19 protein-coding genes are annotated in these 20,424 nt (G+C 41.6%); 10 read left to right on the forward strand and 9 right to left on the reverse strand.

Translation table 11 applies throughout. The features are described from left to right. Positions 1 to 98 precede the first annotated feature (98 nt). The 4 genes from CSQ79_RS06400 to CSQ79_RS06415 form a co-directional block, all read right to left on the reverse strand. Positions 99 to 2,333: a hybrid sensor histidine kinase/response regulator gene (locus CSQ79_RS06400; RefSeq protein ID WP_099700363.1), complete on the reverse strand. Its 2,235-nt coding sequence runs from the start codon at positions 2,331 to 2,333 to the stop codon at positions 99 to 101. A gap of 434 nt (positions 2,334 to 2,767) precedes the next feature. Next, a complete protein-coding gene (pyrR, locus tag CSQ79_RS06405) occupies positions 2,768 to 3,304 on the reverse strand; it encodes a bifunctional pyr operon transcriptional regulator/uracil phosphoribosyltransferase PyrR (protein WP_099700364.1) in 537 nt (178 codons plus the stop codon). A gap of 84 nt (positions 3,305 to 3,388) precedes the next feature. Next, complete coding sequence (gene cbiB, locus CSQ79_RS06410) at positions 3,389 to 4,351, reverse strand: adenosylcobinamide-phosphate synthase CbiB (RefSeq protein WP_099700668.1); 963 nt, start codon at positions 4,349 to 4,351, stop codon at positions 3,389 to 3,391. A 172-nt stretch (positions 4,352 to 4,523) separates the two neighbouring features. After that, positions 4,524 to 4,967, reverse strand: a complete 444-nt coding sequence (locus CSQ79_RS06415; RefSeq protein ID WP_099700365.1) for an RrF2 family transcriptional regulator — start codon at positions 4,965 to 4,967, stop codon at positions 4,524 to 4,526. Between the two features lie 737 nt (positions 4,968 to 5,704). Here CSQ79_RS06415 and CSQ79_RS06420 point away from each other — a divergent pair. Then, a complete protein-coding gene (locus CSQ79_RS06420; protein WP_099700366.1) occupies positions 5,705 to 6,112 on the forward strand; it encodes an AbrB family transcriptional regulator in 408 nt (135 codons plus the stop codon). Between the two features lie 86 nt (positions 6,113 to 6,198). Here the strand turns inward: CSQ79_RS06420 and CSQ79_RS06425 are convergent, their stop codons facing one another. Then, the gene (locus CSQ79_RS06425; RefSeq protein WP_099700367.1) at positions 6,199 to 8,175 is read right to left on the reverse strand and encodes a chloride channel protein; all 1,977 of its coding nucleotides are present in this window, start codon (positions 8,173 to 8,175) and stop codon (positions 6,199 to 6,201) included. Positions 8,176 to 8,684: 509 nt separating this feature from the next. Between CSQ79_RS06425 and CSQ79_RS06430 the strand changes: the two genes are divergently transcribed. Further along, positions 8,685 to 9,122, forward strand: coding sequence for a hypothetical protein (locus CSQ79_RS06430; protein ID WP_289500706.1), 438 nt, complete (start codon positions 8,685 to 8,687; stop codon positions 9,120 to 9,122). 103 nt (positions 9,123 to 9,225) lie between these two features. On the opposite strand, the gene CSQ79_RS06435 is transcribed toward CSQ79_RS06430, so the two are convergent. Then, a complete protein-coding gene (locus CSQ79_RS06435) occupies positions 9,226 to 10,830 on the reverse strand; it encodes an ArnT family glycosyltransferase (protein WP_099700368.1) in 1,605 nt (534 codons plus the stop codon). A gap of 559 nt (positions 10,831 to 11,389) precedes the next feature. On the opposite strand from CSQ79_RS06435, the gene CSQ79_RS06440 reads away from it, so the two are divergent. Further along, on the forward strand, positions 11,390 to 12,106 hold the full coding sequence (locus tag CSQ79_RS06440) for a hypothetical protein (protein WP_143755429.1): 717 nt from the start codon (positions 11,390 to 11,392) through the stop codon (positions 12,104 to 12,106). Between the two features lie 31 nt (positions 12,107 to 12,137). Here the strand turns inward: CSQ79_RS06440 and CSQ79_RS06445 are convergent, their stop codons facing one another. Beyond that, entirely contained in the window at positions 12,138 to 13,046 is a 909-nt protein-coding gene (locus CSQ79_RS06445; protein WP_099700370.1) for a LysR family transcriptional regulator, read from the reverse strand. Positions 13,047 to 13,235: 189 nt separating this feature from the next. Here CSQ79_RS06445 and CSQ79_RS06450 point away from each other — a divergent pair, with 189 nt between their 5' ends. The 6 genes from CSQ79_RS06450 (at position 13,236) to dnaG (ending at position 18,843) form a co-directional block, all read left to right on the forward strand. Further along, positions 13,236 to 13,517: a hypothetical protein gene (locus CSQ79_RS06450; protein WP_289500709.1), complete on the forward strand. Its 282-nt coding sequence runs from the start codon at positions 13,236 to 13,238 to the stop codon at positions 13,515 to 13,517. A 32-nt stretch (positions 13,518 to 13,549) separates the two neighbouring features. Next, entirely contained in the window at positions 13,550 to 13,705 is a 156-nt protein-coding gene (locus CSQ79_RS27475; RefSeq protein WP_193933421.1) for a hypothetical protein, read from the forward strand. A gap of 151 nt (positions 13,706 to 13,856) precedes the next feature. Next, positions 13,857 to 14,675, forward strand: coding sequence for an N-formylglutamate amidohydrolase (locus CSQ79_RS06455; protein ID WP_099700371.1), 819 nt, complete (start codon positions 13,857 to 13,859; stop codon positions 14,673 to 14,675). Positions 14,676 to 14,903: 228 nt separating this feature from the next. Next, positions 14,904 to 16,229 (forward strand): glutamate-cysteine ligase family protein, encoded by a 1,326-nt coding sequence (locus CSQ79_RS06460; protein WP_099700372.1) that lies wholly within the window; start codon positions 14,904 to 14,906, stop codon positions 16,227 to 16,229. Between the two features lie 189 nt (positions 16,230 to 16,418). Beyond that, positions 16,419 to 16,811, forward strand: a complete 393-nt coding sequence (locus tag CSQ79_RS06465) for a hypothetical protein (RefSeq protein WP_099700373.1) — start codon at positions 16,419 to 16,421, stop codon at positions 16,809 to 16,811. A 112-nt stretch (positions 16,812 to 16,923) separates the two neighbouring features. Next, a complete protein-coding gene (gene dnaG, locus CSQ79_RS06470; RefSeq protein WP_099700374.1) occupies positions 16,924 to 18,843 on the forward strand; it encodes a DNA primase in 1,920 nt (639 codons plus the stop codon). 7 nt (positions 18,844 to 18,850) lie between these two features. Here the strand turns inward: dnaG and CSQ79_RS06475 are convergent, their stop codons facing one another. Further along, positions 18,851 to 19,381 (reverse strand): pentapeptide repeat-containing protein, encoded by a 531-nt coding sequence (locus tag CSQ79_RS06475; protein WP_289500712.1) that lies wholly within the window; start codon positions 19,379 to 19,381, stop codon positions 18,851 to 18,853. Between the two features lies 1 nt (position 19,382). Between CSQ79_RS06475 and CSQ79_RS06480 the strand changes: the two genes are divergently transcribed. Continuing rightward, positions 19,383 to 19,844: a YraN family protein gene (locus CSQ79_RS06480; protein ID WP_099700375.1), complete on the forward strand. Its 462-nt coding sequence runs from the start codon at positions 19,383 to 19,385 to the stop codon at positions 19,842 to 19,844. 80 nt (positions 19,845 to 19,924) lie between these two features. Here the strand turns inward: CSQ79_RS06480 and CSQ79_RS06485 are convergent, their stop codons facing one another. After that, the gene (locus CSQ79_RS06485) at positions 19,925 to 20,314 is read right to left on the reverse strand and encodes a hypothetical protein (RefSeq protein WP_099700376.1); all 390 of its coding nucleotides are present in this window, start codon (positions 20,312 to 20,314) and stop codon (positions 19,925 to 19,927) included. Positions 20,315 to 20,424: the final 110 nt, after the last annotated feature.

Raw genomic sequence — 20,424 nt, forward strand, 5'->3', positions numbered from 1 at the left:
CCACTGCGCCCTTGGGGGTTCCCCTCGTTGTAGCAAGTGGCGTCGAACTGGCGTTGAGGGGTGAGGGATGAGTGGCAGTTTGCTAATTGCTAATCGCTTTAATAAGAAGTCCGTTCTGCAAGAGTTTTGACGACTGTCATTAATTGCACTGGATCGATAGGTTTGGTTAAGTGTGTTTGAAAACCTGCTTGTAGTGCCTTGGCTTGATCTTCTGCACGTGCATAAGCAGTAATTGCTGCGGCAGGAATTTGTTTTCCGGACCTAGTTTTTAAGTGCTTGGTTTTTTGGATTAAAGAGTAACCATCTTCTTCTGGCATACCAATATCACTTAATAGGATATCTGGTTGAAGTTGCTCAATTAAGTTTATTGCTTCGCTAACTGAACTAACTGCCGTGACATTTGCACCTGCTTGCTCTAGCATGATTTTGAGAAGTTCGCGAGCATCAGCTTCATCATCAACAACTAGCACTTTTAAACCAGTAATTCCTGATTCTGGAGAAAATTCTGGATCATTCTTAGTTTCAGGGAGGTCACTCTCTCGTGGCAAAGGTAATCTCACCATAAAAGTTGCTCCTGTACCGCTTCCTTGACTTGTCGCACTAATTGTTCCACCGTGTAGTTCTACCAAATTACGAGCGATCGCTAACCCTAATCCTATGCCACCCTGTTTGCGACTACTACTACTATCTGCCTGACGAAATTGTTCAAAAATATGGGGCAGAAAATCTGCACTGATACCTTGCCCGTTATCAATTACATTTAGCTCAATATAGGTGTTCTGTTCTATTAATGATATTTCTACACGTCCACCATGAGGCGTAAATTTAATCGCATTTGAGAGCAAATTCCAGATGATTTGTTGCAGGCGATCGGGATCTCCAAAAACTGATTTAGTTGTTGTCAGTACAGAATGAATTTGAATATCTTTTGCTGCTGCTGCTAGTTGAATCGTATCAATCGCTGCTTCAATGAGATTTGTCAGATGAATAGGGCGACATTGTAAGCGTAACTTGCCACGCATCATGCGGGAAATATCAAGAAGATCTTCAATAAGTTGGGTTTGGGCTTGGGCATTTCGCTCTATTGTTTCTAAAGCACGTATGGTAGTTTGTTCATTAAGCGATCGACTGCGCAGTAACCGCGACCAACCAAGCATTGCATTAAGTGGTGTACGTAACTCGTGAGATACAACCGCGAGAAATTCATCTTTCATGCGACTAGCTTCTTCAGTTGCCATCCGTACTTGCTGTTCGCGTAGCAGCAGTTTAGCTAACACCTCTTCTACTTCTTTGCGCTGCGTGATATCGCGCTGTACAGAAATCCAATGCGTATACCAGCCAGTATCATCGGCGATCGGCACAATGCTTAGTTCTACCCAAAATTCCGAACCATCCTTGCGGTAGTTGACTAGCTCAAAAACATCAGAATGCCATTGTTGTAAAGTTGTCCGAATCCGAGTTAAAGTTTCTTTATCAGTTTTTGGTCCTTGCAGTAACCGCGGCGTTTTCCCTAAAACTTCTTGCAAGCTATAACCTGTCATGCGCGTAAAAGCTTCATTGACATAGAGTATACGCGGACCTGGAGATTGAATTGGTTCTGCTTCGGTAATCACGATCGCATCATTAGCATTCACGACTACAGATTCTAATAGCCGTAATCTTTCTTCTTGTTGCTTGCGTTGAGTAATATCTTTGACAAAGCAGTAATGACCGCTCACACTATTTTTGTGATTAATTTTGACAAGCGTAACTTGTTTATAAAAGTGCGATCCATCTTGGCGAATACCTCTTGCTTCACCTTCGGCTTTACCTGTCGCTAACATCTGTTGATAAGTCGCTGTGAGTTTAGCAACATCTTGAGGATGAACTGTAATCTCCCAGTTTTTACCGATCAAATCTTCTGGCTTGTAGCCTAATAAATGAGCATAGGCATAATTTACCGTTAAATATTGTCCTTGGGAGTCTAACCTAGCAATGCATTCGACAGCAGTTTCCAATGCCATCGTGACTTCCCCAAGTGTTGTTTCGGATACTTTTACTGATTGACGTTCTAAGTTATTGATAACGCCAAAGACAAACGCTCCTCCTCCCCATAATCCTAGCTGCCAATAGGCTGCATTATCTACCCCATTCCACTGCAACAGCCCAATAGCTAAACTGATAACAGCAAGCCTTAAAATGAGATGCCAGGTGCTTGTGATTAGGACTATCACAAATAACGCTAGCCCAAAATCCAGTTGAGTTGTCGGCTCTAGAAGTAGTTTGCCAAAGACAACAAGTGCGATCGCAAATAAGGTTATGTTATGGCTTAGTCTGGAATAGAAAAAAGTCATTAGTATTTTGTATAAATCATTTATCCAGGTTTTGCGGCAAGATGCTTAGCTTGCCTTAAGCTTCAACCAATGAAATTTCATTTCCATGATGCGGCTATACCCATAGCAGTAAAATTTTTACTCAGTTTGCATAACAGCCGCTTAGTATAAGGACTATTCGCAGTAACTCGTAACGCTACACGATTTGAATAGTCGTAATATTTTTCACAGCTTTCATAGCGATCGCCCCCGATTATTAAGAAAATATAAAAAGCGTTAACACATTAACATCGCTGTTTACTGCTGTAAGCTACATCTATCCTAAGGGTGAATACTGAGAAATGTAAGTTAACTAAATAAAACAAATTAGATATGGGCTAGGCAAAATGCCTGTTCATCGCATTTGATTAAGTAGACAATGAAATATAAAGGTATTTTTTGTTACTGAAATTCATTTAATTACCGATCAACTCCACAGCATCACGCCCATCAAAATCTTGAAGGTACACCCTAACTTGTTCTTCTTTCGCTGTAGGTAGCTGTTTACCTGTAAAATCTGGATGAATTGGTAACTCGCGATGACCGCGATCAACTAATACTGCTAGCCAAATTGCCGCAGGTCTACCATAATCGTTAACAGCATTCAAAGCTGCTCGTACAGTACGTCCTTTATAAATCACATCATCAACGAGCAACACAGTTTTTCCTGTTAAATCAAAGGGAATTTCTGTTTTAGCTGGAGTGCGAACACCAATCTGATCCAAATCGTCGCGGTAAAATGTAATATCCAACGCCCCTGCAGGAATTGTTACACCTTCAAGTACCTCAATTTGACGCACCAACAGATCTGCTAAAAATGCACCTCTAGTGTAGATACCTAAAATGACGAGTTGTGACAAATCCCGCGATCTTTCTACGACTTGGGAAGCAAGGCGCGTGACAGTGCGACGGATCTCCTCAGCAGAGAGAATTTCAACAACTTTAGCAGGCATATGGAAGAGGGGTGAGGGGTGAGGGGCGAGGGGTGAATGATTAGTGATTAGTGACTAGAAATATTGATCTAAATAGACTTAAGTTTAAATGTGCAACAAAAGCAAGGGAATCGCAACACCCAGCCAGATCAAAAAGCAATGTCGCGTTAATTGCAATGCTTGGTAAACCTTGACTGAAGTAATCGAATGAATGTTATCTCCAAGTAGAGGCTTGTGTTTGGCAACTCCTTTGTACCAATTTGTGCCTCCCATTTGTACGCCAAGTACAGCCGCATAAGCGCATTCACTCCAACCTGAATTAGGGCTAGGATCTTGCACCGCATCTCGACAGCAAATGCACCAAACATAGCGAGGCTTACCTGATAAAATTGCTAAAGTTAACACGGTCAAACGACACGGTAGCCACGTTAAGGCATCTTCCCAACGAGCGCTAAACCAACCTAAATAAGTATAGGGTGCTTCGCGATAGCCTACCATTGAATCTAAAGTACTTGCCGCTTTGTAAGCTAAAGCAACCGGAACACTACCAATAAATGGGATGAAAGCACCAGCGATCGCATAAAATAAAGGTGCCATTACGCCATCCGTAGCATTTTCACTGACAGTCTCTAAAACTGCCCGCAAAATTTCAGTCTCAGAAAGATTTGCTGTATCTCTCCCAACATATTTACTAAGGCTAGAACGTGCTTGCGTGATGTTCCCAATGCTGAGTGGCTGTAAGACTTCTTGTGCAGCTAATCTGAGGCTTCTTGCAGCAAAACAACTTGCCAAGAGAATGCTTTCGACAACAATTCCAAGACTAGGGTGAAGTAGTTTAGTAGTTTGTACAATTAACCATCCGACTAAACCACTGCCAGTCACTAATCCAATGCCTAAAATGATACCAGCTAAGCGTTGTGTCCATTGACTATTAAAGTATTTCCAAGCAATTTTATTAAAGCGGGCGATCGCCCAACCCATAACGCGCACTGGATGAGGAAAACCCCAAGGATCGGCAATCAGGAAATCTAAAAAAGCAGCGAAAACTAAAACAACAATTGAGTTAATATTGATTAGAAATTGGCTCAAAAGCAAGGTAATAATCGTAAGTCAAAATTTAATCTTAAGTCAGTCAGTGCAAAGAAATGTCACTTACTGGTAGTCATGCGGGCATGAGCAGGCTAGATGCCTACCTTAATATTTCATCTCATTAATCTACTCATAGCTGAATCACCAGCCACTAGACAACAAAGCTTGTTGCTTCTCCTTGGGCTGCTTGCCAACTGCGAGCATCATAGTAAAGGTCTGCAAGAGTAATAGTATAGAGTGCTTCTTTGAGTTTTTGGTGTAATCGCTGCCACAAGGTAAAAGTTACCCAATCTTCTGCTTGAGCTGGTGCTGGAGTATGGTGAGGTAAAGGTTCAATTGTTTCGCCAACAGATTCTAGTATTTGTCCTAGAGAAATTTGCGCAGGCGATCGCGCTAATTTGTATCCGCCCTGAACACCGCGAATTGATTCTACTATTCCGGCACGGCGCATTTCAATCAGTAATTTTTCTAAGTAAGGAGCGGGGATATCTTGGCGTTGAGCGATCGCTTTTACTGATACAGGTCTATTCTTGGGCTGTAAACTCAAATCAAGTAATGCTTTAACGCTGTAATGCCCGCGAGTTGTTAGCTTCATGCTGTCAAGTTAGACCTCATGTTAAATTTTTTACTATTTTCAATTATCAAAAAAATATTTGCTAGACTCAAATATTGTTCGTTGAACGAGCAATACTCAATAAGACGATGCTCTTCACTTTTTGTGCAATCCCAATTCATAAGTTTGTCATCCTAAGGAAGCTCAATTTATTTTCCTTATTTTTGAATACCAGACTCGATCACTAGAGTTTTGAGTACAACCAAAATAAATATGATGTGTGGATTAGTCATCTTGCCTACCCACACTCGATAGTCGAGACAGCTATTTTACATTTAATTAAATTGACAGATAGACGTCAGAATTGTTGTCTTTCTCTGACTTTAAGAAAGCTTATCAGGTTAATAAATAGCTATGTAGTAGAAGTTATACTCCAACTTATTCGCCTACTCAGTTTCTACCTTAGCATTGCCTCCTTACCTTATCAGTAACTTGAGATAGTTGCTGTATTCATTCTTTTTTAGTGTGCTGCAGTTAGCGTCAAGAACTTAAGTGGATCAAGGTATGAACAACACTTAGATAGTTATCATGAATACCAACAGTGTTTACAACTGATTAACTTAACAGTAAGGTAGCTACATAAGCGCAAATATTGATTGAATTCAGTGTAAGATATTTTATTGAGCTGATATAAATCTAAGTGTTACTCCTATTAAGCGTTAGTAAGCTAAGATCAAACTCAGTTATTTACTTCATTCATTCGTTTTAGTACTAAGTTGATGAGTAAAAAGAAAAAAATCGAGCCACTAACTGGTGAAGAACTCCTGAAGAAAGTCAAGGAGCTAGAAAACCTAAGTAAAGAAGAAAAGGCTAAAGCCTGTGGCTATTATACCGTTACTAAAAATGGTATTGAGCGTGTTAACATGATGAAATTTCTTAATGCCTTAATTGATGCAGAAGGCATTGAGTTAGACAGTACAGCAAATGCTAATGGACGTGGCGGACGGAGTGCTAGCTATAGAATCAGCGTGCAGTCAAATGGTAACTTACTAATAGGTTCTGCTTATACAAAACAAATGGGTTTAAAACCAGGAGATGAATTTGAAATTACTCTAGGTCGCAAGCACATTCGTTTGAAGCAACTTGACGAAGATGGCGAATTTGGTGAAGTCGAAGTTGCATCCTAAGCAATTTTATATATGATTTTGAGAGGAGAATTGAGGTATTTGCCATTATTCTCCCTCTACTCGAACTTTCTTAATTTAGGCAAGACTCATTGCTGCAAACTAGCCAAGGATAAGTCCTGAGATTGTGGTGATGCTGGCAAGACTTGGTGCAGTGCTTGACGCATCAACTCTAAATTGCAAGTTAATCCAATTTGTTCTCGTTCTAGTAAACCTAAAATATGCTCGTGGTTGTTGCGTTCAACTACAGGTAACTGATGTAAACCTCGTGCTGCCATACGGGCTAAAGCATCAGATAAAAGTTCATCGGGGTAAGTGTAAAGTAGCTCAGTTGTACAAATGTCAAAGAGTTGAGATAAAGAAAAATTCGGCTCATTAGATGGATGTACCAAACTGGAGTTACTAACACTTATTCTGTGCTGTTCCCAGAGAGAAATTGCGCGGGAAATGTCTTCTGACGTGACAATCCCAACCAATCTTTGAGTTTCATCAATAACCAACGCACTCCGGCGGCGATCGCGAGTCATTGCCAAGCCTGCTTCCCAAATAGGCAGTGTTGCAGATAATATCAACGGAGTTTGGTGCATTGCCTCGGCGACAGAAATTTGTTGTAAAATTTCTTGTTCGCGATCTGTCTCCACACTCAAATTCAATTGTTGTAAATGCGAGTCAGAAGTTGCACTAGGCTTCATGCGCTCAACAAGCCATACACTTAAACCTACCGCTGCCATCAACGGTAAAACAATGCGATAATCTCGTGTCAGTTCAAATAATAATAGAATAGCCGTCAAAGGCGCTCGCGCACTTGCTGCTAATACTGCTGCCATACCTACCATTGCATAAGCTGGAGGTGCTGCCATATAAGGAGTCATCCCTGGTAAGACAATTGCCAAAATTTTGGCATAGGCTCCTCCTAATGAAGCGCCGAGAAACATTGCTGGAGCGAATATACCCCCAACTAAACCACTCCCTAAACTAATTGCAGTTACAACTAACTTTACTACCAATAACACCACAAGCAATTGCAAAGAGAATTCCACATCCTGCAACATTGCTTCTACAGTTTCATAACCGATACCCAAGATTTGGGGATACTGTAGTGCGACTAAACCAACACAAGCACCGCCAATAACAGGATGAATTGCTAAAGGAATTTTTGCCAACCAAGCGAAACCAGGAACTTGTCCTTGAAAGCAAGCTCGCAGTAACTGTAAAGATTGAGTGTAAGTTATTGAAACAAGACTAGCACCTAATCCCAAACCAACGTATAAGGGAAATTCTAACGGACTGCGAACTTCGTAAACTGGCAGTGTAAAAGCAGGTTGTCCTCCTAAGCCAATTTGAGCAATTAAGGCTGCTACGACTGCTGCTAGCAGCACAACACTCACAGCAGAAGTAGCGAATGTAGTTCCTAAAACAACTTCTAACGCAAAAAAAACACCTGCGATCGGAGCGTTAAATCCTGCTGCTAACCCTGCTGCTGCTCCAGCCCCCAACAACAAGCGACGTCGCTCTTGTGACATCTGTAGGGTGTGACCCAGCCGTAAACTAAAATTAGCACCAATCTCCACGCTGGGTCCCTCTGGTCCCAATGAAGCCCCACTGCCTAATGAAACTGCAGCCGCAAGCATCTTAATAATTGGTTGTAATTCTTTACAAGTAACATGAGGAGCATGACTACCTTGCGTTGCGGCAATTAAAGAAGAAAGCCCTGGACCAAAATCTTGTTTAGCACCGCGCATTAAACCAACAACTAATCCCCCTAATAATGGGACACACGCAAGTGTCCAAGCTCCCCAACGAGAAATAATTCCCATCAAATCTTCTAGCATTAAATGGTGGATTAGCTCGATTAAAAAGTGAAAGAAAACGACAGCTAAACCAGTGCTCCCGCCGATCAGCACAGCTAACATGAGCACAACGCTTTCTGGGGATAGCTGAAAACGGTTCAGTAAATGAGTTAAGCCAGTAGAAGGTGTTGATACTGCAGGCTGTATCGGCACCTTCCGTAATTCAACAGGGAGACTTGGTGGCTCCTCTGGGGATTGGGGAGAAAGGGCAGTCATGAAAAATGTGAGGAAATGTGATAAAAGCTTTAATTTTTATTGCTTACTTTTCATTTTGATTGATCTTTTGGCTCGCCGACAAGTATGTTTTGCCTGAGTGCAAGAGGATTTGATTCATAATTGTAATTACTGAGAAAAGTTCATTTCTACCTCATTTAGATGAGTTACAGCATTGGTCAATGCGCTAGCGTTGTGACAAGTTAGAGATAGGAGTGCAGTGCCTAGTAGCTAGTGGCTAGTGACTGGTTTTGAGTTTTGAGTTTTGTTAGCGTAGCGGTGCGTAGCACATTTTGAGTTTTGAATAATAAAGAGTCTTATTAACTCAACACTTCGCGACTTTCTTAAACTCATATCTCTCCTGCTCCCCCTGCTGTCTCTGCTCCTCTGCTCTGTTTGTGCTACAAGCCGCTTCTTAAATGTTCATAAATATATGTACTGCGAGTATGGCTATCTATCACAAAAATGGGCAGACTAAGATTTGGGGCGTATAGAAAATACAACTCAGACTAATGGCACTCCGCTGTAAAGCGAGAAAAGAACTGATTCGACGCGCTATGAACACTCACACCTTTGATCACCACTCCGTAACCTGTCCAATTTGCCAACGTGTTGGCAATCTCAAACAAATCAAAAAGTGTAATGGACTATTTACATGTCCTCATTGTCAAGAGCGATTGGTAGTGAGTTGGAGCGGGCACTATGTACGCGATCCGCATAGCTCTAAACAAGTTGAGATGACTCATTTACTTCGTCGTCAAAGTCGTCCTTGGGCAAGAATTCTACGAGATTTTAGCTTTATTAAGCGTACCGCAGCGATCGCCGCAATTGGTAGTGCCATTCTTTTAGGTATTAGTGTTGTTACCTTAGAAACATTGAAATCAGGACAGGAATCAAATTCAGAACCATCAAAGGAAATTGTTGTCGATCCCCCACAGGAGCCGTCATAAGAAAGCTGGGGAGTTATGAGTTTTGAGTTATGAGTTTTGAGTTTAAGAGAGTTATGAATTAAGAACATTCAAAACTCATATCTAGTCACTCGCCCCTCACTCCTCACCCCTTACCCCTTCTTAGTAGCGTCAAACCTTGCGTGCTGCCTAAGTGATGTGCTGCAGGAAGTTGGAGATTTTTAAGGGTTGGGGTATCGAGGAGCAAATAGGATGGTGAATTTTGTTGCCATTGCTGCTGAAGCTCGTTGTGAGTAGCCGTAATAATTTGGCGATCGCTATAAAAATTGAGCGAAGGACGATCGTAAGGAAAGGATGTATAAACAATCTGTCCTACGGGTGTCATCTTTTGGATCATCACAGCAACAGGTTTTACAGGATAAGCTTCGGCAAGTTCCCAAACCCAGTGGGAAGAAGTCATAAATAGTACAAGCGAGACATACATTCCCCAAATTAAAATTATCAAAAACTGGCGATCGCCTCGTCTAGCTAAGATATTTGCCAAAATCATTGTGCCTGCAACTGCAGCTAAAATCATTTGTAATGCGCCATCCTGCGCAGAACTCCAAGGGCTAAAGTAGAAGCTGCCAATAGTGGCTCCTACAGCAAGTAGCCCCAAACAGACAACGACAGGGCGCGGATATGATGCATCAGATGTACACCAGTAATCAGCCAGCTGCGCTCCCACTGCTAAAGAAATAGCTGGATATATCGGCAAAACATACCAAGGAAGCTTGGTTTGCATCACAGAAATTATTACGAAATAAAAGCTAATCCACACAAGGATCAGTTTTGCCCAGCTCCAGTTGCGATTTTCCCATGCTTTACGCAAACCTTGTGGTAAAAATATCAGCCAAGGAAAGCTGTACTTTAAGATTTCTAATAAATAATACCAAGGTGGTCCAGCGTGATTTTCTACACTTGCCCAAACACGACTCAAAGATTGAGCCATAATTGCTGTATTGGTGAAAGTGTTACCGTATTCCAACCATTGAGCCAAGTACCACCAAGCTACAGGCGCGGCACCAACAAAAACACCTGCCCACAGGTAAGGACTCGTTAGTAAGCGGGGCGTATCCCAAAACAAAAATAACAGTGCGATCGCCAGCAGCAATAATCCAATGATTCCTTTAGTCAGACAAACTAAGGCAAACCCAATACCAATACCTAAGCAGTAACGCAAATTACGACGCGATCGCAGTACACACAACATCATCAACAGAAAAAAACACACTACTGCCCCATCCAACATTGCTAATCGCCCATGACGCACCATCGGTAGCAGTGTGAGGTAAACTAACGCAGCAAAAATCGCAGGCGTCCTAGGAAAAATTTCCCGCCCGACACAATATAGTAGAGGTACAGAAACTGCACTCAGCATCGCTCCTGGCAAACGTGATGTCCATTCATTAACTCCACCAAGCGAGTATGCCCCAGCTATTAATAAATGCATGAGTGGTGGTTTATTGAGATAAGGTGCGTTTCCTAATGTAGGATACAACCAACGCCATGAATTGACAGGCGATCGCCAAATTTCGCGGGCAACTTGGGCGATAGTACCTTCATCCCAATCGCGTAATGGTAATCCTCCTAGATTGATGCTGTAAACTAGCACTGCGGCTAACAATAACGCTAGAATCCACGACCAATCAACCTTACTGTTGCGTCGGTAATCAAATTTTGGAAACTCCCAATGAAAGCGATCGCGCATATTTTAGAATACTTGATAATTCTGATTTTCAAGTCTAGCTTCAACCAAATATTGATGGTCAGTTTATTGACTTTTTTGCTGTTCTACTACTTACTTAAATCTGCTACGAAGCATTGGAGCGTTGTATCAGGAACTTTGCTCTAATTCCCTGATCTCTGATTCTTGACCCTTCTTCAATCAAATTTTCTAAAAAATAACTATAGTTTAAGGATTATGAGGATTTTCTTATCTTTTTTACGATTGGCTCACAAAATCTCTTGATTTATCAATTTTATTCAAAGATTTACCTGAAAGTATTGTAATTTAAGAAGAATTACTTAGGCTAAACTACGTAAGTATTTTTTCTATACATATGCTACTGATACGGAATAGACTTGAGTACAGTCGTAGTAGACTGCGACATCTGTTGGTAAGGATTAGTCTTAAAGTCAAACCTTACTATAAATATGCCGTTCAAAATCCGAAGTGGCTTTTGATGTTTTTGTTCTCGCGGTTTCAGATAGTTCGTTCTCTAATCGACATTTTTTATCCAAAAGTAGAACTTGAGCAATATTCAGAAGTGTCTATATTTGAAGATCTTGATGTAGAAAATGTTATTCAAGTATTACAAGAGGATGGCTTATATTTAGGTATTCAACTTCCGCAAGCAATTGTAGAAGAGATTTTGGAATTTACAGAGCGCGAGCAGTGTTATGCCAATCTCAACCCACAACTTATGTTTCATACAAATAGTAAAGAAGTTTGGCAAGAAAAGTATGGTTCTCTTGTCGTTAGCGACTATGTAGATCCTGAGAGAAATTGCCGCGCGATCGAGAGAATTATTCAAGATCCTAAGTTACTTAAAATAGCAGCTGCTTACTTAAATGCAAAACCAGTGTTTACAGGATCGCGGCTGTGGTGGAGTTTTGCAACAAATACCAGTTTTGAGGAAAGATTAAATTTTGCCCAAGAGTTATTTCATTACGATCCTATTGACTATCGTTCTCTAAAATTCTTTTTCTACTTAACTAATGTAGACTCAAGTAGTGGACCTCATGTTTGCGTTCGTGGAAGTCACAAAAACAAAAAGATTACTCATCAATTGACTTTATTTATTGGTCGTAGCGATCGCGATATTAGTCAATATTATCAACAAAAAGATATCCTAACAATCGGCGGAAATGTAGGTTTTGGTTTTGCTGAAGATCCCTTTTGCTTTCATAAAGGAACTCCACCCCAACAAGGCGATCGCCTGATGTTACAAATCGAATTTTGTTTAAACAACTACCATTTTTAAATTGCTCAGCACATAACCACTTGGGTAAGTTTTAAACTGCAGTAAGTACAAATTGCTTTGACTTCATGAGAACATCTAAAAAGGCAAAAACTGCAGGGCTTTGTAGTGCATCTGCTAACACAGCTACTCCAATGATCCTTTCGAGAGGAATTGGTAGAGTAAACGCTTGCAACCCTAGTGGTACTGGTTCGGCGGCTAATCGGGGAAGAATGGCTGCACCTAAGCCTTGAACAACCATGCTGACAATTGTGGAATCTTCCCTGACTTCATAGGCAATATTCAAGGGACAATCAGAGAATCTCAGATGATTGCGAATTCTAATTGAGCAAGTATTTGTCGATGGCACAATTAAAGGATATGCAGCTAATTGCTTCCAGTTGAGTTTTTGAGTAGTGGTTGAAGCAGTTGGAGGTAGTAATACAATGTAATCATCGCGCAATAACTCCCAAGTTTCAAATTCATCACTAGCAGGAAGATATGTGAAGCCCAGGTCGGCATGACCTTCACGCAAAGCTTGTTCTACATTAATGTAATCGTAATGCTCTGTAATTGTGACTGCAATTTTAGGAAAGTCACTGCGAAACTGGGCAATCACTGCTGGTAGAATATGCGTTGCCACACTACGAAAACAGGCAATTTGCACTTGTCCTCCATCTAAGCCTTTTTCGAGGTTTGCTTCTTTAGCCATTGTGTCGAGTAACTGTAGTACATGCTGGGCATGAGCAATAATTCGTTTTCCTACGGGTGTAGGATGGGCACCATGGCGTCCACGCGCAAGTAAGACAACGCCTAAGTCTTCCTCTAAAGCAGCGATCGCATGACTCACTGCAGACTGTGATATTTCCAAATGCAATGCAGCTGTACTAAAGTTTTCATGTTCTGCGACTGCAACTAATGCCCGCAACTGCGAGATCTTGATTTTGTTAGTCATGTCACTCATAGCACTTTCAAAGCAATTAGCTAAACCCTACGGATAAAACTCAAAGCTTCTTCATCGTGACATTCCTTGACATATGAATTCTATTCATACATTCCATGCATAGTTTACTTTGATTGTCAAGAAAAACATTGTTAAAGTGGATTTATTAAGAGAAGTAAACGATGTGATGTGAGGTCATCAAGATTTGGTATGAAGTATTCGATTAGTACCTTTGAGCGAGAGAAATTAGAGTTTCTCTATCATCAATCACCAAAAAAAGCAAAACGTACTGACGTTTTTGCACCTATAAAAAGCATTTGGCAACAAGTAGTTAACTATCTGAACGCCAAGAACGAACTACAAGTTTGGCAAAGTTCAGATCGCAATGGTCGTACATGGTGGAATGCTTACGATCCAATAACAGGACGCACGACAAAACGCGATTCCGAATCTGAAATGCGTACTTGGATTGAAGAGCGATATTACCAATAACTAAAGTTCACTATTAAATAGGAGGAATAAGAATGATTTTCTCTAATCGCAATCAAGAATCTATCTCGGTCAATCAAGCTAGCAATAAGCAAAAATCTTTCCATCCATTGCTGCGTCCGCTAGTTAATTTCTGGAAGTTTAGCTGTTACTATGCAGATTACAAAGCACGTGTTTGGGATCTCAAATAAATTTATAACAGCAACCAAATCCCCAGTCCGCACTGGGGGTTTTTATTTATGGTGTGCCACACCTTGTTACTATAGTTACATTTATTTACCTTGATTTGCGAGAAAATGAAGCTTCGGATAATGAAGATATATTTATAATTTGGGGTAGTAAATGACGTTAAGTAGCTGGGTATTAACGAAAGGAGATGGACCTATTGTTGCTGTTACGCTACATGATGGTCATGATATCCGCGAAGAAGTTGCCCCCCTACTCAGCGTCACCGAAGCAGATCGCTGGCGGGAAGAAGATCCTTATACTGCACATTGGACAAAGATCGGTGACACCAGAATTGTTGCACGGCGATCGCGTTTTGAATTTGACCTCAATCGTCGCCGTGATAAAGCTGTTTATATTAAGCCTGAAGATGCATGGGGATTAAAAGTGTGGAAAAAAAGACCACCCCGTGCTATTATCGAGCGCTCTTTGGCAGAACATGACGCCTTTTATGCAACGTTAGAAGGAGTCTTGAGCGATCTTGAACGTCGTCACGGTCGCTTTATTATATTTGAGTTGCATACCTACAATCACTTACGTTTTGGACCTGACTCATTACCAGCCGATCCGCGATACAATCCTGAAATTAACATTGGGACAGGAACACTCGATCGCCAACGGTGGGCACCTGTCATCAACCGTTTTACCAAGGATTTACAAACATTCAACTTTTTGGGTAGACATTTAGATGTCCGCGAAAATATTAACTTCTCTGGCGGTTACTTTCCTCGTTGGGTGCATCAAACTTTTCCCGACTCAGCATGTGTTTTATCAATTGAAGTCAAGAAGTTTTTTATGAATGAATGGACGAATGAAGTAGACATCGTGCAGTTAGATGCAATTCGTCAAGCACTGCAATCGACTGTCCCAGGTATCCTCGAAGCTTTAAATCAAGTTGATGCAGGTGTTACCAGTAACGCGTATCAATTAGTTTGAGTAAAAATATTGATGTGCGAGGATTGAAGAGTAAAATCAAAATAGCACCACGCGGATGAGATCGTGGATGCATTAAAGAGGGCTGAGGAAGCGAGAGACGGAGAGACAAGGAGTTCTGAACTAGAAGATTCAACTCAAAACTAGCTACTAGTTACTGGCTTCTCTTCGGCTACCAACAGTAAGTTATACCTTCTACCCTCTATATTTGCTTGCTTTGAGGTTTAAAGCATGAGTGTAGAAGATCGGCGGATAGGGCTTGAGCAAGAGTTTTTTTTGGTAGATGAACAAGGTGTTATTTCGCAGCGCGGTGATGAGTACTTGCAGTTTTGCCAAGAAGTAGCAACATCAGAAGGACGAAATCCGCAGCATTTTGCCCCTGAATGGGTAAAAAGTATGGTGGAGATTAATACACCGCCTGCGTATAGCGTAACAGAGCTAGCAACAGAGTATTTAAGTAATCTTAAGGTAGCACTCAAGGTAGCCAAGGAAATGAGTCTTAGGCTCTATCCTTTATCTACCTATCCATTGCACGTTATGCCGACAATTCGTAACAAGCCCTGGTATCACATTCAAGTCCGCACCGTAGGTTTTGATCGCTTTATGCACGCGGCGCGATGCACGGGAACGCACATTCATTTAGATCTTCCTGAAGGAATTATTGATCGGCGTGTAGGTGTATCTTACGATTCTACCCCAGAGGCACGTACTGAACTACTTAACATATATAACTTAGCAACAGCTTTAGATCCATCACTGATTGTATTATCGCGGGCGTGTCCTTTTTACGAAGGACGAGTTATGAAATTTGCGGCTCATACCGTACGTTATCGCGGTAGTGAGGTTTTTGGCTGGGAAGGAGTGTATACCCATTTGCAATCTGTGGGTGGATTACAGCCTTATGCAGCAGATACAGAAGAATTGGTTGAGTTACAGTTTGCGCGGTACTACTCTTGGTTAGCAGCGATGGATAAAGCAGGAGTAGAACGACATTTGTTTAAAGAAGCTGGGGGAAACCTGCTTAAAGCAGCGTGGAATCGCGTGCGACTCAACGGTATTGGTACAGTAGAAATGCGCGGTACTGATAGTAATTATCCTCAGGTCATTTTAGCGATCGCCACATTACTTTATCACGCAGCACATCGCGTGCGAACTGAGCAATTGACAGTGAAACCAACTGAGGGAGTGCGTACATTTGAATTACATGGCAATATCCTGGCTGTACCAGATTTCCACTATCTTGATGGGGAATTATTGTATGCTGCTGTTACTGAGGGTGTTAAGAGTGCCGAAGTTGTTGCTTACTTAGATTCGATTCTTGATTTTGCTGTGCAAGAAGGTGGTGAAGGATCGCACTATCTAAAAACTTTGAGATCTTCATTAGGGCAATATCAAACTACTGAAGCGGAAATTTTACAAGACTTTTTGCCAACGACTGAAGAAATCTCGCAAGAAGACGGGCTACGTTTGGTACGTCAATGCTGCGACAAGTTAGAACAGCAAGTTACATTTCTAGAACAATCGCATTTAGAGATGCTTACGGAGTCCTCTGACTGAAGTCGGGACTACATAGGCAAAGTGTACCTTCGTACACTAAAACAAAACTTTTGCAGCAGCGAATTTATTCACCTTCGCATTCATACAGGCAGTCTAATGAATCAAAAACTAGCATAAAGCCGATACAATCTCTGATGGGGCAGTAGGAAGTGTAACTACTGCAGATTAATCCAAGATAGGCAGATTGTTATGGTACGTTGGTTGATGGCGATCGCTTTATTTGTGTTACTCACAGCTTGTAGTGGTGAAGTCGAACCAAGTAATAAACTTGTACAACAGGCGATCGCACTTCAGCTAGAACAAACACAACAGCAATTAAGTCAACAACTCGGCGTACATCTCCAAGGAATAGAAATTCGACACGTCACCGTTACACAGCGCGAACTAGTAGAAATTCAAAGCTTACCTGTCTCTCATGTTCGTGGTACATACGATCTGACGCTCAAACTACCGCGCAAAGTCACTCAACACAATTCCTTTGATGTCTACTTGCAACGTCAGCAAGAAGGTAAAACATGGCGGCTTTTGATTCCGCAAGCAGAAAAAGATAAATTGACCTGGTTGAGTTATTTGATTCGATAATGGTATTTAGGGCAATGGGTAATGGGTAGTGAGAAACAAAAAGATATTTACCAATGACCAATTACCAGCCTCATACTCACGCTCAAACACTACTGAATCACCAGTTAATTCAATGCAAATCCCGCGCCTGCACCCAGACACAATCGAGGAAGTTAAGCAAAGAGTTGATATCGTCGATGTGGTATCAGAACACGTTGTTTTACGCAAGCGGGGAAAAGATCATGTTGGTTTATGTCCATTCCACGACGAGAAAACTCCAAGTTTTAGTGTTAGTCCTAGTAAACAAATGTATTACTGCTTTGGCTGTAATGCTGGGGGAAACGCTATCAAGTTCTTGATGGAAGTCGGGAAAAGTTCTTTTAGTGAAGTTGTCTTAGATTTAGCACGGCGCTACCAAGTACCCGTACAAACACTAGAACCTGCACAACGACAAGAATTACAGCGTCAGTTATCGCTACGCGAACAACTCTACGAGATTCTAGCGATCGCCTGTCAATTTTATCAACACGCTTTACGTCAACCGCAAGGAGAAGCAGCATTAGAGTATCTTCAATCTTCACGAAAACTGAATTTAGAAACGATTCAGCAATTTGGTTTAGGTTACGCACCGACAAGCTGGGAAACTCTTTACCGCTATTTGGTAGAACAAAAGCACTATCCTGTACAACTCCTCGAACTAGCAGGATTAATTCGTCAGCGACAATCAGGAGATAGTTATTACGATTACTTTCGCGATCGCTTGATGATTCCCATTCATGATATCCAAGGGCGCGTGATTGGTTTTGGCGGAAGAACCTTAGGGGAAGATCAACCGAAGTATCTCAACTCACCAGAGACTCAACTCTTCAACAAAGGGAAAACACTATTTGCCTTAGATCAAGCAAAATCAACAATTTCTCACCTCGATCAAGCTGTTGTTGTCGAAGGCTATTTTGATGCGATCGCACTTCACGCCGCCGGAATCACGAATGTTGTTGCTTCTCTGGGCACTGCTTTGAGTTTAGATCAAGTTCGCCAACTGTTGCGCTATACCGAATCAAAACAACTCATTCTCAACTTTGATGCTGACGCCGCCGGAACTCAAGCAGCAGAAAGGGCGATCGGTGAAATTGCCAATCTTGCCTATCGTGGTGAAGTGAGTTTGCGGATTCTCAACTTACCCGAAGGCAAAGACGCTGATGAATACTTACACACTTACACGCCCGAACACTATCGCGAACTGCTGCAAAATGCCCCATTATGGCTAGACTGGCAAATTCAACAAATTGTGGCAAACCGCGACTTGAAGCAAGCCGATCAATTTCAGCAAGTTGCCCAAAAAATGGTTAAACTACTCAAGCTGATTGATAATAGCGATACAAGAAATCATTATATTTTTCGTTGTGCTGAGTTACTGAGTTTGGGCGATGGGCGTCTGATACCTATACAAGCTGAAAGTTTGGTATCACAAGTTGCACCTAATTACAATAACCGTACGCCACAACCATTTAAAAAGCAGCAGCAAAAATCTTCATCTTCAGTTCCCCTCACAAGCGATCGCAGTCTTTTAGAACAAGCCGAAGCCTTACTCTTACGCATCTACTTACATTGTCCCGAACATCGTCAAGCAATTACTGAAGCTTTACAAGCACGAGATCTTCAATTTAGCCTCTCCCACCATCGGTTTTTGTGGCAGCAAATATTAACAGAAATCGCTGGTAGCGATCTTGCTGATTCTTTAGTTTCTCGTCTGCAAACTCGATACTTACAGTTGGATTGCGAGATGACTGTGGTATCGCATCTGTTTTATTTAAATGAGAAAACCGAACGCGATCTTTTACGTGCTACTCAGGGAGTACAAGCCGCAATTGCGTGTATGGAACGTGTTATGTGTGAGAAGCGCTATCGCCTTTATCTTGAAATGTGGCAAGATACTGATCCACAAGTTGATTTAGAGCGATCGCAGTCATATTATGAATTACTTTACACCGAACAGCGACGCTTACAAGAGTTAGATCGGCAACGGCAATTTTCACTGACTGATTTAATCTAGTCTCATATTAAAAACACATTAGTGTTTCCCGTGTTTCTCGCCCTGTTGTTGGATTGGTTCCTTTGGCAACCTTACACAGCTTATCTTGCTCATCGCGTCGTAATAACACGTCAGTAAAGTCAGCCCCATCAATCACTGCTTTGTCAAACTTGGCATTTGCGGCAAATGCACCTTCTAACACAGCGTCTTTTAAATTAGCATTACTCAATCGCGCTGAATCTAATGTGGCATTCGTTAAATTTGCGCCTTCTAGATTTGCTGACTCTAAATTAGCAGCAAATAAACTAACGCCTGCTAAATTTGCATGGCTGAAATTGCTATTACGGAGATTAGCATGATTAAAACTTGAGTCTGTCAAGTCGCGCCCTGCAAAATCAGAGTTAAGTAAATTTTCTTTGTTGTAATCTAAAGCTAAAGCTGGGGGAATACTGAGATACAGGGGAGACGCGATCGCACTGACAACTAACACAAAGATCGCTATCTGGCGGCATAACTTGAATATATTTTCAATCATCCAATCCTCTTGAGTGTGAATCATTATGACAAACCCTCCTTCTTCTTATTATCCCGATATTGGTGTACTAGGAGAAGATCTCGTTGCACAATGGTTACAATCACAAGGCTGGCAAATTCTGCATCGTCGCTGGCACTGTCGTTGGGGAGAAATCGATATTGTTGCTCAACACACTACCACACCTCTACTTGCCTTTGTTGAAGTGAAAACTCGTAGCAGTGGTAATTGGGATGAAGGAGGCTTGCTATCTTTAACACCACAAAAGCAAGCGAAACTTTGGCGCACAGCTACTTTTTATTTAACGAAATACCCCCACTTAAATGATTATCCATGTCGTTTTGATGTTGCTTTAGTTTATTCTCAAGGCTTTGCTACTCACCCACCACAAACAAAAAAGCCCGCGATTCTCAAGTCGCTGGCAATACAAGTTGGCAATGTTAAATTTCAATTGCTGCTACAAGAATACATTCCTGCTGCATTTGGATAAGATTTAGTGACTCGTAAAAGAGTTTTGAATTTTAAAGAATTTTCTTAATTCATAACTCAAAACTCAAAACTCATAACTCTCTAAGCCAGAGTTTCTGGGCAGTAGCCTAATCCTCGTACAAACTGTTGGCGAAAAGCTTCGATTTCTTCACGTTCTGGGCTACCATGAGAGACGATCGCAACTTGATAGCGACGCATGACGTCAATGGGAGATTGTCCAGCCTCTAAACTCCAGAGTGCCATATTCACTCGCATGGGAGGTTCGTAGGGAATTCCCAACTCATTTAAAAATGCCCGAAAATCTCCATCGTCTTGAGGATTCAAAGGCGAGTTCATTTTGACTTTTACCACCCAGCCATCAATCTGATGGATCACGGTTATAAACCTAACCGATAGATGCTGTACTTTATGTAGATATTCAACAATCCTCAGGGTGAGGCTGGCATTTGCAAGGTAGTAAAGGTATTCCATTTCCGTGGTTGGGAGACGCACCAATCCGACACTTATATTGTGCCGAAGGTCTACCCTCCTTTCATAGGGGAAAATCACCCAATTTAACCTGGGTAGGTTCACCCAATTAA

The organism is Gloeocapsopsis sp. IPPAS B-1203 (assembly GCF_002749975.1).
GTDB lineage: Bacteria > Cyanobacteriota > Cyanobacteriia > Cyanobacteriales > Chroococcidiopsidaceae > Gloeocapsopsis.

Coding starts and splice junctions, on each gene's coding strand:
- CSQ79_RS06425 (WP_099700367.1), bottom strand. CDS start 8,175: ATGACTGCCCTTTCTCCCCAATCCCCAGAGGAGCCACCAAGTCTCCCT.
- CSQ79_RS06455 (WP_099700371.1), top strand. CDS start 13,857: ATGACGTTAAGTAGCTGGGTATTAACGAAAGGAGATGGACCTATTGTT.
- CSQ79_RS06400 (WP_099700363.1), bottom strand. CDS start 2,333: ATGACTTTTTTCTATTCCAGACTAAGCCATAACATAACCTTATTTGCG.
- CSQ79_RS06450 (WP_289500709.1), top strand. CDS start 13,236: ATGAAGTATTCGATTAGTACCTTTGAGCGAGAGAAATTAGAGTTTCTC.
- CSQ79_RS06415 (WP_099700365.1), bottom strand. CDS start 4,967: ATGAAGCTAACAACTCGCGGGCATTACAGCGTTAAAGCATTACTTGAT.
- CSQ79_RS06480 (WP_099700375.1), top strand. CDS start 19,383: ATGACAAACCCTCCTTCTTCTTATTATCCCGATATTGGTGTACTAGGA.
- CSQ79_RS06445 (WP_099700370.1), bottom strand. CDS start 13,046: ATGAGTGACATGACTAACAAAATCAAGATCTCGCAGTTGCGGGCATTA.
- CSQ79_RS06475 (WP_289500712.1), bottom strand. CDS start 19,381: ATGATTCACACTCAAGAGGATTGGATGATTGAAAATATATTCAAGTTA.
- CSQ79_RS06465 (WP_099700373.1), top strand. CDS start 16,419: ATGGTACGTTGGTTGATGGCGATCGCTTTATTTGTGTTACTCACAGCT.
- CSQ79_RS06460 (WP_099700372.1), top strand. CDS start 14,904: ATGAGTGTAGAAGATCGGCGGATAGGGCTTGAGCAAGAGTTTTTTTTG.
- CSQ79_RS06485 (WP_099700376.1), bottom strand. CDS start 20,314: ATGGAATACCTTTACTACCTTGCAAATGCCAGCCTCACCCTGAGGATT.
- CSQ79_RS06435 (WP_099700368.1), bottom strand. CDS start 10,830: ATGCGCGATCGCTTTCATTGGGAGTTTCCAAAATTTGATTACCGACGC.
- dnaG (WP_099700374.1), top strand. CDS start 16,924: ATGCAAATCCCGCGCCTGCACCCAGACACAATCGAGGAAGTTAAGCAA.
- CSQ79_RS06430 (WP_289500706.1), top strand. CDS start 8,685: ATGGCACTCCGCTGTAAAGCGAGAAAAGAACTGATTCGACGCGCTATG.
- pyrR (WP_099700364.1), bottom strand. CDS start 3,304: ATGCCTGCTAAAGTTGTTGAAATTCTCTCTGCTGAGGAGATCCGTCGC.
- CSQ79_RS27475 (WP_193933421.1), top strand. CDS start 13,550: ATGATTTTCTCTAATCGCAATCAAGAATCTATCTCGGTCAATCAAGCT.
- CSQ79_RS06420 (WP_099700366.1), top strand. CDS start 5,705: ATGAGTAAAAAGAAAAAAATCGAGCCACTAACTGGTGAAGAACTCCTG.